The following is a 14,385-nucleotide window of genomic DNA, read 5'->3' on the forward strand; positions in this document are numbered from 1 at the left end:
CACGATGGCACTAACGACGGACTGGATCGCGGCGCACGCACTCGCCCTATGGGCGGCACTGTTGCTGTTGGCCCTGCTGACCGGCGACCTGGCCTGGCGGCGCAGCGCGAGACTGCGGGTCGCCGCGCTTGCTGGACGCCGGCAGCGCGGCGTGATGCGCTGGCAAACCGGGATCGCACTGGCCACGCTCATGCTGCTCCTGTTCGGCGGCATCGCATTCGCCGTTGGCACCGGCAGCCCGGGGAACGTGGCGAACTTCGACGCTGCGCTGGCTGAGCAGCTGCGCATGCATATGCCGCCGCTGGCATTGCAGATCATCGCCATGCTCACCCAGCTCGGCGGCACGCCATGGGTTGCCACCGCAGCCACCCTGGTATTGCTCTACCTGCTACTGCGCGGGGAATGGGCGCTGGCCGGTGTATGGGCCTTTGCCCAGCTTGGCATCATGCCGCTCACCAGTGGTATCAAGGCATTGATCGAACGCCCGCGCCCCTTGCACAACCACGGCTTTGTCACCGAGTCCGGTTGGAGCTTCCCCAGCGGACACGCACTGGGTTCGATGGTGTTCTACGGCATGCTGGCCTATGTGCTGTTGCGACTGCTGCCCACGCGCTGGCACCGCACGGTGATATTCACCGCCGTGCTGCTGGTCGGCCTGATCGGCATCAGCCGCGTGCTGCTGCAAGTGCACTATCTCAGCGATGTCGTCGCCGGTTATGCCTTTGGCCTGGTGTGGCTACTGCTATGCATCAGCATCGCCGAGTGGCTGCGCCTGCGCACCGCACGCTGATCAATGCGCCGAGGCGCGGTGCGCGTCGAGCCACGGCGCCAGCGAGACCGACCAGATGTTCTCGCCCCCGTTGTCCCACGCCTGCATGCGCGCCAGATCGCGTTCGGCCTGCTCGCGCGTACGCGGATAACTCACCCGCGTCGCGCGATGGCTGCTGAAGTAGAGCGTCCGGTGATCCGGCCCCAGATGCGCACCCCACGGATCGCCGACGTTGACGGTGTCGCCGAGATCGATCGGCTTGCCCCAGCCCTCGCCTTCGCGGAAAGCAATGTACAAGCGATCCGGACCACTCTTGTTCGCGTCATTTGCGTCGAACACGATGAAGGATTCATCCGGTGCCACAGCAGGATCCAGCTTGTGACCGGAGGCATCACCCAGCGCGACCAGCACCGGCGCCAGATACGTGCCATCGCGATACTGTGAGCGATACAGACGGAAGTCGCCGTCCTCGCCGGGACGCTGAAAATACACGCTGCCATCGCTGGCGACGCTGGGAGCATAGGTACGCGTGCTGTCGTTGACCGCATCGGGCAAGCGCACCGGCTCACCCCAGCCATCGCCCTTGCGGTCGACCCGCCACAGATGACCACCAAAATCCGGATACACCTTGCCGTTGGCCATCATCGCCGCGAGTGGCTTGCCATCGGATGCATCCGGACGGTTCGAAGTGAACACGAGGAACGAACCATCGGGCGCCATCGCCGGGTCGTGATCCTGCCACTGTCCCGAGAACGGAGCGAGCCGCGGCGTAGACCACGTATCACCCTTCTTGTGCGATTCCAGAATCACCGCATTCGACCCGCTGATGCGATCGAAGAAAACCGTCTTGCCATCCGGCGCGAAAGCCACCGAATCTTCATTGGCCGGCCCCGAAATAACGCCCGGCGCAAACACCTCCGGTACAAGCGGTGAAGACACATCCGCTTCAGCAGGGGCAGCGACCGACAGGAACAGCACCAGCGACGTGCATGCAAGCAGCTTCATGAGCCCAACCCCGTAGTAGTGGTGGAACGGCAGAAAGGATGCGACTGGATACGCCTTCCACCAGGGCGCGGCGCGTGCCTGAAGTCACGAGCTACCGTGCGCACTCCAATACGCGTGGCATCATGGCGCCCCACCCTCCATCGCTCGCCCGCCATGCCCATCGATGACCTGTTCGCCACCGCGGATCGCCCCGCCGCCTCGCGCATCCACGTGGGCATCGGCGGCTGGAACTACGCGCCATGGCGCAAGAACTTCTACCCCGACGGATTGCCGCAACGCCGCGAACTGGAATACGCCAGCCAACACCTGGGCGCGATCGAAATCAACGGCACCTATTACGGCGCACAGAAAGCCGAAACCTACGCACGCTGGGCCGCGGAAACACCACCCGGCTTCGTGTTCTCCCTGAAGGCGCCACGCTATGTCACCGAAGGCAAGCGGCTGTCGACCACCGGCAAAGGCATCAACGGTTTCGTCCACGGCGGTCTCGCAGAAATGGGCGACCGCCTGGGACCCATCCTGTGGCAGCTACCGCCATCACGTCCCTTCGACGCCGACGACCTCGCCGCATTTCTCGACCTGCTTCCGCGCGAATTGAACGGACAACCACTGCGCCATGTCCTGGAAGTACGCCACCCAAGCTTTCTCAGCGACAGCTACGTGAACCTGGTACGGCCGCATGCCGTGCCAACCGTATTCACCGACTCGCCCGACTATCCATCACTCGCCGACTTCACCGGCGACTTCAGTTACGCGCGCCTGATGCGCAGCGAAGACAGCGTCGCCACCGGCTACACAGCCAGCGCGCTTGATCAATGGGCAGACCGCGCGCAGCGCTGGTCAGCCGGCGAGGATGTGGCAGAGCTACCGCATGTGGCCGCGCCGCATACGCCAGACGTGGCGCGCGATGTCTTTGTGTTTTTCATCAGCGCAGCGAAGCACCGGAATCCGGCAGCCGCAATGGCGTTGCAACAGAAAGTGGATGCGAAAGCCTGAGCTCTTCGTATCCGCAATGCATCCACTCACCAAAGTGAGAGAGCCTATTGCTCTAAAGGGCGATGCGAAGCGAGCCCGTAACCGTTCCCCTGTGGAGCGGTGAGGGTTGGACGAAAAGGCCCCGAAGGGGGCGCAGGCACGGATGCCTGCGCCTTTTCGACACGACATGGATGTCGTGTCGAAAAGCCCGGCCAACCCTCACGGACCTGCAGGCGAAGCCGGAGGGCGCGTAAGAGGGGTGCCCTCTCTTTTGGTTACTTTTCTCTGGGCAAGCAGAGAAAAGTAACTCGGACCGCGGCAGCGGTTCGAAACCCCGCCGCAGGCGGACCCGGTCGCGACAACGCGAACATCAAGGCGACAACGCCACTGGATCCCTGCCTACGCAGGGATGACGAAGTAGGCGGGAATGGCTCAATCGTCGCCCCCTCTCCCAAAGGAGAGGGAGAAAAAGCGTCACGCGCCAACTAGCGCCTCACGCACCCTCCCCACCAACTCAAACGACCTCTTCCGCGCCTCGTGATCAAACACATTCGCCGTAACCATCAACTCATCCGGACGATGACGCTCGATAAACACAGCCAACCCATCACGCACCGTGTCGACATCCCCCACCACCGCACAAGCCAGCGCACGCTCCACACCAAACTTCTCAGTAGGCGTCCAATAGCTCTCGATATCGTCGATGGGCGGCGGTATCAACCCCGGCTGACCACGCCGCAGATTGATGAAGCTCTGCTGCTGCGTAGTGAACAAGCGCTTCGCCTCGCGGTCGCTTTCCGCGGTCACCACATTCACACCCAGCATCGCGTACGGTGCGGACAGGCGAGCCGACGGTTTGAAATCGCGACGGTATAGCGCAACGGCCTCATCCATCGCATCCGGCGCAAAGTGCGAAGCGAACGCGAACGGCAACCCAAGCGCCGCTGACAAACGCGCACTGAACAGGCTGGAACCCAGCAACCACACCGGCACGTCGATGCCGGCACCCGGCACAGCGCGCACGGGCTGCCCCGGTGCTGCGGGCTCGAAGTAGGCAAGCAATTCGAGCACGTCATCGGGGAAGGTTTCGGCACTTTCGTAGTAGCGCCGCAAAGCGCGCGCGGTGGCTTGGTCTGTGCCGGGCGCGCGGCCCAGGCCGAGGTCGATGCGGCCGGGATACAGTGAGGCCAACGTCCCGAACTGCTCGGCTACCTGCAGCGGCGCATGGTTTGGCAGCATGATGCCGCCCGCACCGACGCGGATGGTCGACGTGCCGCCAGCGATGTGACCAATCAGCACCGCCGTGGCCGCGCTGGCGATGCCCGGCATGTTGTGGTGCTCGGCCAGCCAGTAGCGCGTATAGCCCAGGCGCTCGGCCAGACGCGCCAGGTCGAGACTGTTGGCGAACGCCTGGGTCGGCGTGCTGCCCTGGGTAACCGGCGCGAGATCGAGTACAGAAAACGGAATCATGGGACGTCCTCGGTAACAAGCCCTTTCATCTGGGGGCAGGCGCCGCGATTCCCAGTCCGGACATGCTGCGCTTCGCAGATCGGCGATGCCGCCAGCGGGTCGCCCTACATTTCCCCCGGGTCATGCCGATAACCCCGTCGGGGAGGCCGTGTCCGCGCGGCCATGGGGGCGACACACCAATGAATTGGCTATGGCGACGCGTCTTCGCTACCCGGCCCACGCCGGAGCGGCGTCCGCGCATCACCTTGCGCAGCCAGCCGGATGTGCCAGCCACACCGTCGGCCGGCGCCGTCGAGCTCCCGTTGGCGCAGCTGGCCGAGCGCTATCAGCGCTTCATGCTCGGCCTGCCCGATGCGGCAAGCGGCGCACCGGATCATCCCGGCGAGCCAGCCCTGCTGAGGCGCCTGCAGATCGTCAGCGAACGTTTCGATGTGCGCAGCCTGCCGCGCCTTCCCGCGGTGCTGCCGCAGTTGCTGCACGCACTGAAGAACGACAACGTGGCCGGCGCCGAACTGGCCAAGCTGGTCGGGCGCGATCCCATGCTCGTGGGCGAGGTGATGCGGGTCAGCCGCAGCATCTACTACCGCACCCTGCATTCGATCCAGAGCCTGCAGCATGCTGTGGTACTGCTCGGCCAGGATGGGCTGCGACGCGTCGCCACCCAACACATGATGAAACCGATCCTGCAGGCCAGCGCCGGCGCGCGCGGGCTGGTCGCGGGCCAGCGGCTATGGGATCACGCCGAGCGCTGCGCGCATGCCAGCGCCTTCCTCGGCAAGTACGCCGGCTGCGATCCGTTCGAGGCGTATCTCGCCGGCATCGTGTGCAACACCGGTACCGGCGCGGTGATCCATCTGCTCGACGTGGAAGAAGTGGCCGCGCCCGAGATGCTCAGCGCGGACTTTCTCGAGGGTTGCGCCCAGGTCGCCGCGCAACTCACCTTGCGCGCCGCCAGGCATTGGGAATTGCCACCGAACGTGACCCAGGCGCTAACGGAATTCGCCCAGACCGAGATGCCCGCCACGCCATCGCCGCTGGGCAAAACGCTGCGCGCCGCGCATGTACTGGCGATGGCGCAATTGCTCAGCGATCACCGCGTCATCGACAGCTGCCCCGACCTCAGCCAGGCGTGGCCGGAACGCTTCGCGCCGATGCAGCTGGCGCGTTGCCAGCAGGATCTGCAACACCAGTTCGAGCACACACGCAGCGCCGTGTAGGAGCGCACCCTGTGCGCGACAAACCGGCAGGACTGCCGGTTTGCACGGCGAAGCCGCCCGCAGGGTGAGGGCCATGGATGGCCCGAATGAAAGCCCTACACGACAAGACAGAGAATCCAGAAGAGCGCGGCCCTTGCGGGCCGTTTCGCGCACAGGGTGCGCTCCTACGCGTTGCTATCGGGTCCCGCTTCCGGATGCCGCGCCAGCCACGCCGTCAGGGCGACCTTGTAGCGCTCCAGCGCTTCTTCGTAGAGATCGAAGATGCAGGGCACGCAGCCCTCGCCGCAACAATCCCCGGCATCCGGCTCGACCGGACGTACCGGCCGCGGATCGTCGGAGGGCGCCGATGCGCCCTCCGGCGGTTTGTCGTCGTGCTCGTCGAGCAAAACCTCAACCCGGCTTGCGGAAGCGATACACGAACTGGTCGGTATGTCCGCGTATCGACTTGTCGAACACTTTGATGTTGTGCGGATCGGCGGGATTGCGCAGCACACTGCTCTCACCGTCGAACACGAAGCCCGCCGCCTCCACTTCCTTCTTCACGATGGCGGGATCGATGCGATGCAGGGTATCCGTATCGCGCAGACCGGAGCCGGTTTCGGCGACGTGGTCCACGATCACATACAAGCCACCCGGCTTCAGCGCCGCGAACACCTGCTTGTTGAGCACAGCCGGATCCACCTTGCCCATGAACTTGTCCGGATAGTCATGGTAATTCTGCGAAGTGAACACCACGTCCACCGGCTGCGGCACGCTCAACTGGTTCGCCGGCTGGGTCAGCACGCTCACGTTGGCGTAATGCGGCTGCGCCACCAATGCCTTCGAGCCGGCCACGTCGGACTCCGACTCCTTGGCGTATTCATTCGGCCACACTACGTAGACATGGCCGGCCTGCCCCACGACGGCACTGAACACGCGCGTGAAATAACCGCTGCCCGGAATCAGTTCCAGCACCTTCTGGCCGGGTTTCACCTCGGAGAAGGTCATCAGGTCGGCGATCTTGCGCCGCGCATCATTGGCAACATCGTCTTTGCGCGCGGGGTCATTGACCGCGGCAGTGACGTAGGACGAAGGCGCGCTCGGCGCAGAGGACTGGGCCAGCACAGCTGCGGGAAGCGCAAAGGCAATCAGCGCAGCAAGAACGGTCGTACGCATGACGGACTCCGTTGAAGATGATGGGAGCGGCATTGTGCGCCCAAACCGGACCGGCGGAGTCATGACCTTCGGCATCCCGGGCTATCCCCCCAAATCCCAGCGCTGCAGCACTTCATAGTCCTTTTGCCCCACCACGCTATGAATCAAGGCCAGCCGCTCCACCCGCCAGCGTACCGGCTCGACAGGCGTCGGCTCCAACATGCCGCCGCGGCTGTAGCCCAGCGTGACATGGGGCGTGAAGGTGCGCTCCATCTGTGCGCCCTGACCGGCGCGGATCAGTCTCTCGCGCAGGTTTTGCCAAAGCTGTTGCAGTGCGTCGGGAACGATGGAGCCACGCAGAATAAGCGGGGGCTCGCGGCCGCGAAACGTCGAGGCGAGATCCAGCGACCAGTCGAACGACGACGCGACCAGCGCATCCCCGGCGGCCTTGGCGCCCTGGATCACATCCTGGCGCAGCATCGGATGGTCGCCGAGAAAATGCACCGTGGCGTGATAGCGCGCCGGTGCGATCCAGCGCACGCGCAACGCCGCATGCCCAGCCTTCAAGGCATCGGCGGTACGCGACAGGCTGTTGCGGGTAACTTCGTCAGGCATCAGCGCGAAGAACAGGCGATGCACTTCGGCCGGCGTCGACGACGCGCCGCCGAGGAGGTCGAGTTGTTGAGCGTCGGAGGTAGGTCTGGAAGACATGATCGAGTGAATGGCTTGTGGCAGCTTGCTCCGCAAAGACTACCTGCCCGGCCGCCGAACCGACATGCCGAATGAACCACACCGCGTGCTTTGCGCATTAACAACAGGGTCACATGCCCGTTACAACCACAGGAAAATGATATTCCCGTAACCCCTGCCCGCCGGCCGCACCGAACGGCGCGGTCACACGCGAGGCGCGCCACGCCGGAAACGGTGGGAGTCCGCCATGAAAACCCGTTGCATCTTCAGCACCAACGATCTCGCCAGTGCACGCGCCGCCATGCAGGCGGCACGCGATGCCGGTGTCGACGACTACGACATCTCGCTGGTCGCACGTGACGACATCGAACTCGAACGCATCCCCGACCACCTCCTCACCGGCCGCACCGACTTCGCCCCCTCCGCCCTCCGCGGCGTCGCCTGCGGCGGTGGCAGTGGCCTGCTGATCGGCCTCATCGCCGCCGCCGTACCACCCCTGGGCATCACCCTCGCCGGTGCCGGTGCACTCACCCTCGCCGGCGCCGCTGTCGGCGGCTGGACCGGCGCCCTCATCGGCAGCGAAGTCCCCGACATCATCCACCGCAAATTCAAAGGCGAACTCGACGCCGGCCACATCCTCGTCGTCATCGACGCCAACAAAGACAAACTCGAACGCGCCGAACCAGCCGTCGCCGGCACCGGAGCAACGATGCTGCCGTTTCATGCGAGGACGGTGTTGACGTAAAGGGCTGTGGATAGCGAACCCAAAGAAAGGGTTCTCAGTGAAGCGGTGAAAACGGACGACGGGCCTCGAAGAAAACCGTCCAGACGTCTGACACTGGAAAAGGCGCGGCTACGAAGCACACCGCCTGCTCTTCAGGCCATTTCTCTTTGGTTACTTTCTCTTTGGGCCAGCAAAGAGAAAGTGACTCGGGCGCCGGCAGGCGTCCGAAATGCCCGCTGCATAAGCGGCCAGGGCACGCAGACGCCAAAACCGAGCGACAACGCCACTGGACCCCTGCCTGCGCAGGGGTGACGAAGTAGGAAGGAGTTGCACGAGGGCCGTACCCTCTCCCCTGGGGAGAGGGAGACAAAGCATCAGTCGGCCGCCACCGACTCCGCCACCACATACCGCCGATGCCGCAAAGTCACCTGCGCCAACACCAACGCCACCACAGAACACGCAGCAATCCCCCCCACCATCGGCACCGCCGTCCCATCGATAAACCGCCCGATCACACCAACCACCAAAGCTCCGGTCACAAACTGCATCGTGCCCAGCAGCGCCGACGCCGTACCGGCGATCTTCCCGTGATCCTCCAGCGCCAACACCGCCGAACTCGGAATCACCAGGCCAAGGAAACCGTAACCAACGAACAGCAGCGCCATCAGCACACCCAGGCTATCCACACCCGCCAGGTTCAACCCCAGCAAAGCCAGCATCACCACCGCATAACCCACCACCGCGGTACGCACGAGACGCGCCAGGCCATAGCGCGCACCCAGCTTGCCGGTGAACTGCGCCGCGCCGATAAACGCCACCGCATTGATGGAGAACGCGAAGCTATAAAGCGTCGGCGTCAGGCCATAGTGGTTGATCAGCACGAAGGATGAGTTCGCCAGATACGCGAAGAAACTCGCCACACCGAACGAACAGATCAGTACCAGCCCCAGGTAATGACGATCCTTGAGCAAGGTGGCGTAAGCCTGCAGCGCCGAGCGCAGGTTGCTGTCCACGCGCTGCTCGCGCGGACGCGTTTCCTTCAATACCGTCGCCGCCAGGATCAGGCCGAATATCGCCGCACCGGTCACCGTCCAGAAAATCCCGCGCCAGCTCGCCAGGCGGATCACCAGACTGCCAGTGAGCGGCGCGAGGATCGGCGACACACTGAACACCAGCATCAGCAACGACATCAGGCGCGCCGCGTCGTGGCCGGTATGCATGTCGCGCACGATCGCGCGCGGCACCACCATGCCGGCACAGGCACCCAGGCCCTGGATGAAACGGAACACGATCAAGGTGTGGATGTCTGGCGCCATCGCGCAGCCCACGCTGCCCAGCGCGAAGATCACCAGGCCGAAATAGATCGGCGGTTTGCGTCCCACCATGTCGGACAACGGGCCATAGATCAGCTGTCCGATGCCGAGCGAGATGAAGAACGCCATCAGACTCATCTGCACCGTGTCCACATCGGTGTGCAGGCTTTCTTTGATGGTGGGCAGCGCGGGCAGATACATGTCGATCGCGAACGGCCCGATCGCCGACAGCAGACCAAGAATCAACGCCGCCCCTAGAAGCCGGGATGTCATGAGTGAATGTCCTTAAATCGCGGGATACGAAACGCGGGCCTTGCGCCCGGCTCGGCCAAAGATCCATCCGATGCGACAGGGCATCGGGACTTCAGCAGGAGAGGCTAATTATTAAACCAATGAGTATGAAAATTCAAGCCTGCTGGCGCGGCGCTTCGGCAGACACATCCTGCGCAGGCATCCGGCGATCGAAGTCGACACGCAGGCGGCCACCGCCGAAGCCGACGCGCAGGCCATGGTACTTCACCAGATAACGCAACCCGACCAGCATCGCGGCGAAACCGGAAGCCGCACCCACACCCAGCGCCCAGCGCGGCCCGAAGGTATCGGCTACCCAACCCACCAGCGGCGCACCGATCGGCGTGCCGCCCAGCGCGACGGCGAGCAGGATGGCGATCACCCGGCCGCGCATCGCGGGTGTAGTGGACAGCTGCACCAGGCTGTTCGTGCTGGTCGTGAAAGTCTGCGCGCAGGCGCCGACAAGAATGAGCACTACGCCAAAGGATAGAAAACCAGGCATCACCGCGGCCAACGCCACACCGATGCCAAACACCCCTGCCCCGGCCAACAGCACAGCCATGCTCGGCTGCGCACGCCGGGCGGCGAGCAGCGCGCCGGCGACCGAACCCAGCGCCATGATCGAGCTCAGCAGTCCGTACTGATCCGCGCCCGCATGAAACACACTGACCGACATCGCGGAGATGAAGATCGGAAAGTTAAGCCCGAAGGTGCCGATCAGGAACAGCATAAACAGCAGCGCTTTCAGATCGGGCCGCTGCCATACATAGCGGAAACCTTCGAGCAGGCTTCCGCGCGTATGCAGCCCGCGCGGTCCCGAATGTAAAGCCTCGCGGCGTAACAGGCACAGCGAAGCGATCACAGCAGCGAACGACACCGCGTTGATCAGAAACACCCATCCGGTGCCCACCGCCGCGATCAGCACACCGGCGATGGCCGGACCAATCATCCGCCCGGCATTGAACGAAGTGGAATTCAGCGCGACCGCATTCGACAAGTCCGCTTCGTCCACCAGCTCCGCCACGAACGTTTGCCGCGCGGGCGCGTCGAATGCAGCCACGCAGCCGAGCAACAAGGCAAACACATACACATGCCATAGCTGCACCACGCCGGCGATAGTGAGCACACCGAGGCCGAGCGCCAGCACGCCCATGGTCGCCTGCGTCACGAACAGCAACTTGCGCCGGTCGAAATGATCGGCCGCAAAACCGGTCAGCGGCAGCAACAGCACCTGCGGGCCGAACTGCAGCGCCATCACCACGCCCACGGCCGTCGCGTTATGACGCGTAAGCTCGGTGAGCACCAGCCAGTCCTGCGCGGTGCGCTGCATCCACGTGCCCACGTTGGATACGATCGCCCCGCTCGCCCACACGCGGTAGTTGTAGTTGCGCAGCGAGCGGAACATGCCGCTCATCGAATCGCCTGCCGATCGCCGCGCTTAACTATCCATGCATTCACGCGCGGGTGCCGTCGAGGTGATCGAGAATATCCTTCGTCGTTCCGGTCTCGCCCAGTCGCGGGAAGATCCGCGTCACGCTGTTGAGATGCGCATCCGCATGCCTGTCGGTTATGGCATCGAGGGCGAGCGTGACGTGGAAGCCATGCTCGTGCGCCTGCCGCGCGGTCGACTCGACACCGATGCTGGTGGAGACGCCGGCGATCACCACCTGCGTGACGCCCCGCGCCTTCAGATAGGCATCGAGGTCGGTGTGACTGAAAGCGCCCCAGGTGCGCTTGGTCACCGTGTGGTCCTGCGGGTGCGGGTTCAATTCGGGCACGAGTTCAGCCCAGTCAGCGGGTAGCTCACCAAGCACGCTGCTCTGCTCGGCGCGCCCCGGTGCCCCACCGGTGACATTGACCAACACCACTGGCAAACCGTGCTGGCGGAAAGCAGCGGCCAGTTCGCTCGCGTGCTTTATCACGTCACCCACCGGGTGCGCGGTGGGATAAGCCACGACGCCTTTCTGCAGATCAACAACGATCAGGGCGGTCTTCGGATCGAGCGTGGTGATGGCCATGGTGTGGATTCTCCGGAGAGGTATGCGTACGAGTGACAACCGGCAGCGCACGACACGGCGCCCCGATCAGCGATGAATGTCTGAAGGTTCGAGAGGTTCGGTTACGCCTCGGCGATGCGCTTGAGCAAAGGCGCGGCCTTCGCCAGCACCTCCTGTTCCGCCGGTGTCAGTTCGGCGTGGATGGTGCGCAGCAGCCAGTCTTCCCTTGCCACGCGGCTGACCTTGATCAGATCGCGGCAGCGCGGCGTGAGCGACCACAAGGTCTGCCGTCCGTCGGTGGGATGCGGCGCACCGCTCACCATGTCGGCCGCCTCTAGCGCACCGATGGTGGCGCCCATCGATTGCGGGCGCACACCTTCGGCCTGTGCAAGCGCAGTCACCGTCGCTGGCCCGCCGCGCTCCAGATGACCGAGCACGGCCACCTGCGACCAGGTCAGGTCGCCGAGGCTCACTTCATCACGTAGCCGCCGTCTCAGCTTGCCGATCGCCACGCGCAGGTCCGCCACGGCGGCGGATAAACGCGCTGCCCCGGTTTCGGATCGTTGCTTGCTCGCCATGAGCCCACCAAATATGAAGTCTAACTACAAAGTTTACCTTCATATCTGGCGACGTCAAGACGAGCTGCCGACAGCGGTTCAGCCTTGACCGGGCGAGTGACTGACCAGCCCCGCGCGGATCTCGCGCAACTTGGCCTTCAGCTTCGCGGCTTGCTCCGGCCCCATGCGCAGCAGCAGCTTCTGCCCAGCCGACAGCGATTGCAGCGAAGGGTCGGCATAGCGGTAGTACACATCGGGACGCACCAGCTCGATCGGCCCGCTCACTTGCGGCGTCGCCAGCATATTGTCGATGGCGGCAATCAGGCGGTCGTTGAAATACCCGCGCGGATAGCCGAGATCGCGATACGCCTGCTGGAACAGCGAGTAATAGCGCACATACCAGGCCACCGCCTTGCTCGCATCCACCTGCTCCACCACGCGCATATACGGCGCATAGCGCTCCGCATTGCGCTGCGCCAGCGTGAAGTGCCCGTCTTCCTGATTCACCGCAAACGCGCCCTGCGGCGTACGCAACGGCAGGATACGCGTGGCGACTCCCTGGCGCGGCAGCGCATCCACCGTCGCCACGATGCGCGGGATGATCTGATCGCGCAGCAGCAATCCGGCCAGTCCATCGCCACCGAGTTGCGCCAGTTCGTTCGCGACGGTGTCGTCGCTGCCTTCCAGCGCGGGCAACGGCGCGGTCGATGCCGATGCGGGCGCGGCGTCGCTGATCGGATGCCGAACCACCGGCGCTGACGAAGCCGCTGCGGGCGCCCCCGCCGTCGAACTCGCCGCCGGTGCCGGCGTCTGCTCCACGCCCTGCACACCTTTGCGCCAGATGAACACGCCAGCCGCGATCGCCGCTGCCAGCACGATCACCGCCACCACCCACGCCCCAAACGAAGATTGCCGATTTTTCACTGCACTACCCTCATCACTTGCCAATCAGGGTTCTGACTGGCCGATACCCCGATGGTTCACGCGAGCATGGCAAATCGCGCGAATCCGGGAGTAAGCTGAAACCGCCGCAGCATCCCCCTATGGCCGCGGCATTCCCATCGTCCACACATCGTTGCGTTCGCCCAGGAGGAAGAACCATGGCTTTCTCTGCACGTGTCGAAAGCAGTGCCATTTCGAATATCAACGTCACCCCGCTAGTGGATGTACTGCTGGTGTTGTTGATCATCTTCATGATCACGGCGCCGGTGATTACGCATAAGACGCGGATCGACCTGCCACAGGGCAGCAACAAACCCATCGCGGATCGGGCAGACACCATCCGCCTCGCCATCCACGCGGACGGCGCGCTGTACTGGAACGACACCCCGGTGGACGAGCCGCAGCTGAAAACCCAGTTGGCTATCGCAGCGCAACAAAACCTGCAGCCGCGCCTGAGCATCGATGCTGCCGATGGTGCGGCCTATCAGGCGGTGGCTCATGTGTTGAGTGAAGCCAAGGCACAGGGCCTGTCGCGTATCGACTTCGCCGCAAGTCATTGAGTGCCAAGGGCGATGCCGCAACGGCATCGCCCTCTCACGCCAGCCTTCACATGCCCGGCGCAGCGGCCCTGACAAGCTCCGCCTCCGCACCTTGTCGAAAAGGGCCTGCCCCGTTCGTCGCATCGACAAGAGCGCCGTCCACCCTGCCACCGCACCGGCCCGACGCTCTGTCCCTGGATTCCTGACAGACACCGCGAGGAAACATCGATGAGCACCCGATTCCAGCGCATTACCCCCTTCCTGTGGTTCAACGGCCAGGCCGAGGAGGCGGCGAAGTTCTATGTCTCCGTCTTCGAGAACTCCAAGATCACCGCCACCACGCGTTACAGCAAGGAAGCCGCCCAGGCGTCAGGCCAGCCTGAAGGCACAGCCATGACGGTGGGTTTCCAGCTCGATGGACAGGACTTCACCGCACTCAACGGGGGCCCGCACTTCAAGTTCAATGAGGCCGTATCGCTGGTCGTCCACTGCCGCTCGCAGGACGAAGTGGATCATTACTGGAAGCTGCTCTCAGCCGGCGGCGACGAAAAGGCACAGCAATGCGGCTGGTTGAAAGACCGCTACGGCCTGTCCTGGCAGATCGTGCCGGACCAGATGATCGAACTGCTAAGCCAGCCGGACCAGGCCAAGGCACAGAAAGCCATGGCGGCGCTGATGCAGATGAAGAAGATTGATTTGAATGTGTTGCAGAAGGTGGCGGCTTAAAGCCTGCCCCATATCTCTAGCCCACGCGCACCCCTT

Annotated in this window: 16 protein-coding genes; 6 read left to right on the forward strand and 10 right to left on the reverse strand. The window is 64.0% G+C overall.

The window, feature by feature from the left end:
* Nucleotides 1–4 precede the first annotated feature (4 nt).
* Entirely contained in the window at nucleotides 5–790 is a 786-nt protein-coding gene (locus ISS97_RS10475) for a phosphatase PAP2 family protein (RefSeq protein ID WP_379986749.1), read from the forward strand.
* Here the strand turns inward: ISS97_RS10475 and ISS97_RS10480 are convergent, their stop codons facing one another.
* Nucleotides 791–1,774, reverse strand: a complete 984-nt coding sequence (locus ISS97_RS10480; protein WP_379986748.1) for a TolB family protein — start codon at nucleotides 1,772–1,774, stop codon at nucleotides 791–793.
* Between the two features lie 159 nt (nucleotides 1,775–1,933).
* On the opposite strand from ISS97_RS10480, the gene ISS97_RS10485 reads away from it, so the two are divergent.
* Nucleotides 1,934–2,770, forward strand: a complete 837-nt coding sequence (locus ISS97_RS10485) for a DUF72 domain-containing protein (protein WP_379986896.1) — start codon at nucleotides 1,934–1,936, stop codon at nucleotides 2,768–2,770.
* A gap of 453 nt (nucleotides 2,771–3,223) precedes the next feature.
* Here ISS97_RS10485 and ISS97_RS10490 read toward each other — a convergent pair whose 3' ends face one another.
* A complete protein-coding gene (locus ISS97_RS10490; RefSeq protein WP_379986747.1) occupies nucleotides 3,224–4,219 on the reverse strand; it encodes an LLM class flavin-dependent oxidoreductase in 996 nt (331 codons plus the stop codon).
* Nucleotides 4,220–4,398: 179 nt separating this feature from the next.
* On the opposite strand from ISS97_RS10490, the gene ISS97_RS10495 reads away from it, so the two are divergent.
* Nucleotides 4,399–5,436, forward strand: a complete 1,038-nt coding sequence (locus tag ISS97_RS10495) for an HDOD domain-containing protein (protein ID WP_379986746.1) — start codon at nucleotides 4,399–4,401, stop codon at nucleotides 5,434–5,436.
* Between the two features lie 164 nt (nucleotides 5,437–5,600).
* Here the strand turns inward: ISS97_RS10495 and ISS97_RS10500 are convergent, their stop codons facing one another.
* The 3 genes from ISS97_RS10500 to thpR all read right to left on the reverse strand — a co-directional run bounded on the left by ISS97_RS10500 (nucleotide 5,601) and on the right by thpR (nucleotide 7,281).
* Entirely contained in the window at nucleotides 5,601–5,822 is a 222-nt protein-coding gene (locus tag ISS97_RS10500) for an oxidoreductase-like domain-containing protein (protein WP_379986745.1), read from the reverse strand.
* A gap of 4 nt (nucleotides 5,823–5,826) precedes the next feature.
* Complete coding sequence (locus tag ISS97_RS10505; RefSeq protein WP_379986744.1) at nucleotides 5,827–6,591, reverse strand: class I SAM-dependent methyltransferase; 765 nt, start codon at nucleotides 6,589–6,591, stop codon at nucleotides 5,827–5,829.
* 81 nt (nucleotides 6,592–6,672) lie between these two features.
* Nucleotides 6,673–7,281, reverse strand: a complete 609-nt coding sequence (thpR, locus tag ISS97_RS10510) for an RNA 2',3'-cyclic phosphodiesterase (RefSeq protein WP_379986743.1) — start codon at nucleotides 7,279–7,281, stop codon at nucleotides 6,673–6,675.
* A gap of 226 nt (nucleotides 7,282–7,507) precedes the next feature.
* Between thpR and ISS97_RS10515 the strand changes: the two genes are divergently transcribed.
* Entirely contained in the window at nucleotides 7,508–8,005 is a 498-nt protein-coding gene (locus ISS97_RS10515; protein ID WP_379986742.1) for a hypothetical protein, read from the forward strand.
* A 353-nt stretch (nucleotides 8,006–8,358) separates the two neighbouring features.
* Here the strand turns inward: ISS97_RS10515 and ISS97_RS10520 are convergent, their stop codons facing one another.
* From ISS97_RS10520 to ISS97_RS10540, 5 genes are all read right to left on the reverse strand, one after another.
* The gene (locus ISS97_RS10520; RefSeq protein ID WP_379986741.1) at nucleotides 8,359–9,570 is read right to left on the reverse strand and encodes a multidrug effflux MFS transporter; all 1,212 of its coding nucleotides are present in this window, start codon (nucleotides 9,568–9,570) and stop codon (nucleotides 8,359–8,361) included.
* Between the two features lie 133 nt (nucleotides 9,571–9,703).
* Nucleotides 9,704–11,002, reverse strand: coding sequence for an MFS transporter (locus ISS97_RS10525; RefSeq protein WP_379986740.1), 1,299 nt, complete (start codon nucleotides 11,000–11,002; stop codon nucleotides 9,704–9,706).
* A gap of 40 nt (nucleotides 11,003–11,042) precedes the next feature.
* Nucleotides 11,043–11,606 carry an isochorismatase family protein gene (locus ISS97_RS10530; RefSeq protein WP_379986739.1) on the reverse strand — a complete coding sequence of 188 codons (564 nt, stop codon included), beginning with the start codon at nucleotides 11,604–11,606 and terminating at the stop codon, nucleotides 11,043–11,045.
* Nucleotides 11,607–11,707: 101 nt separating this feature from the next.
* Nucleotides 11,708–12,163: a MarR family winged helix-turn-helix transcriptional regulator gene (locus ISS97_RS10535; RefSeq protein WP_379986738.1), complete on the reverse strand. Its 456-nt coding sequence runs from the start codon at nucleotides 12,161–12,163 to the stop codon at nucleotides 11,708–11,710.
* Between the two features lie 78 nt (nucleotides 12,164–12,241).
* Nucleotides 12,242–13,066, reverse strand: coding sequence for a DUF3014 domain-containing protein (locus ISS97_RS10540; RefSeq protein WP_379986737.1), 825 nt, complete (start codon nucleotides 13,064–13,066; stop codon nucleotides 12,242–12,244).
* Between the two features lie 176 nt (nucleotides 13,067–13,242).
* Here ISS97_RS10540 and ISS97_RS10545 point away from each other — a divergent pair, with 176 nt between their 5' ends.
* Nucleotides 13,243–13,644, forward strand: a complete 402-nt coding sequence (locus ISS97_RS10545; protein ID WP_379986736.1) for an ExbD/TolR family protein — start codon at nucleotides 13,243–13,245, stop codon at nucleotides 13,642–13,644.
* A 207-nt stretch (nucleotides 13,645–13,851) separates the two neighbouring features.
* On the forward strand, nucleotides 13,852–14,349 hold the full coding sequence (locus ISS97_RS10550) for a VOC family protein (RefSeq protein ID WP_379986735.1): 498 nt from the start codon (nucleotides 13,852–13,854) through the stop codon (nucleotides 14,347–14,349).
* Nucleotides 14,350–14,385 lie beyond the last annotated feature (36 nt).

Source organism: Dyella koreensis, assembly GCF_044904565.1.
GTDB lineage: Bacteria > Pseudomonadota > Gammaproteobacteria > Xanthomonadales > Rhodanobacteraceae > Dyella_D > Dyella_D koreensis.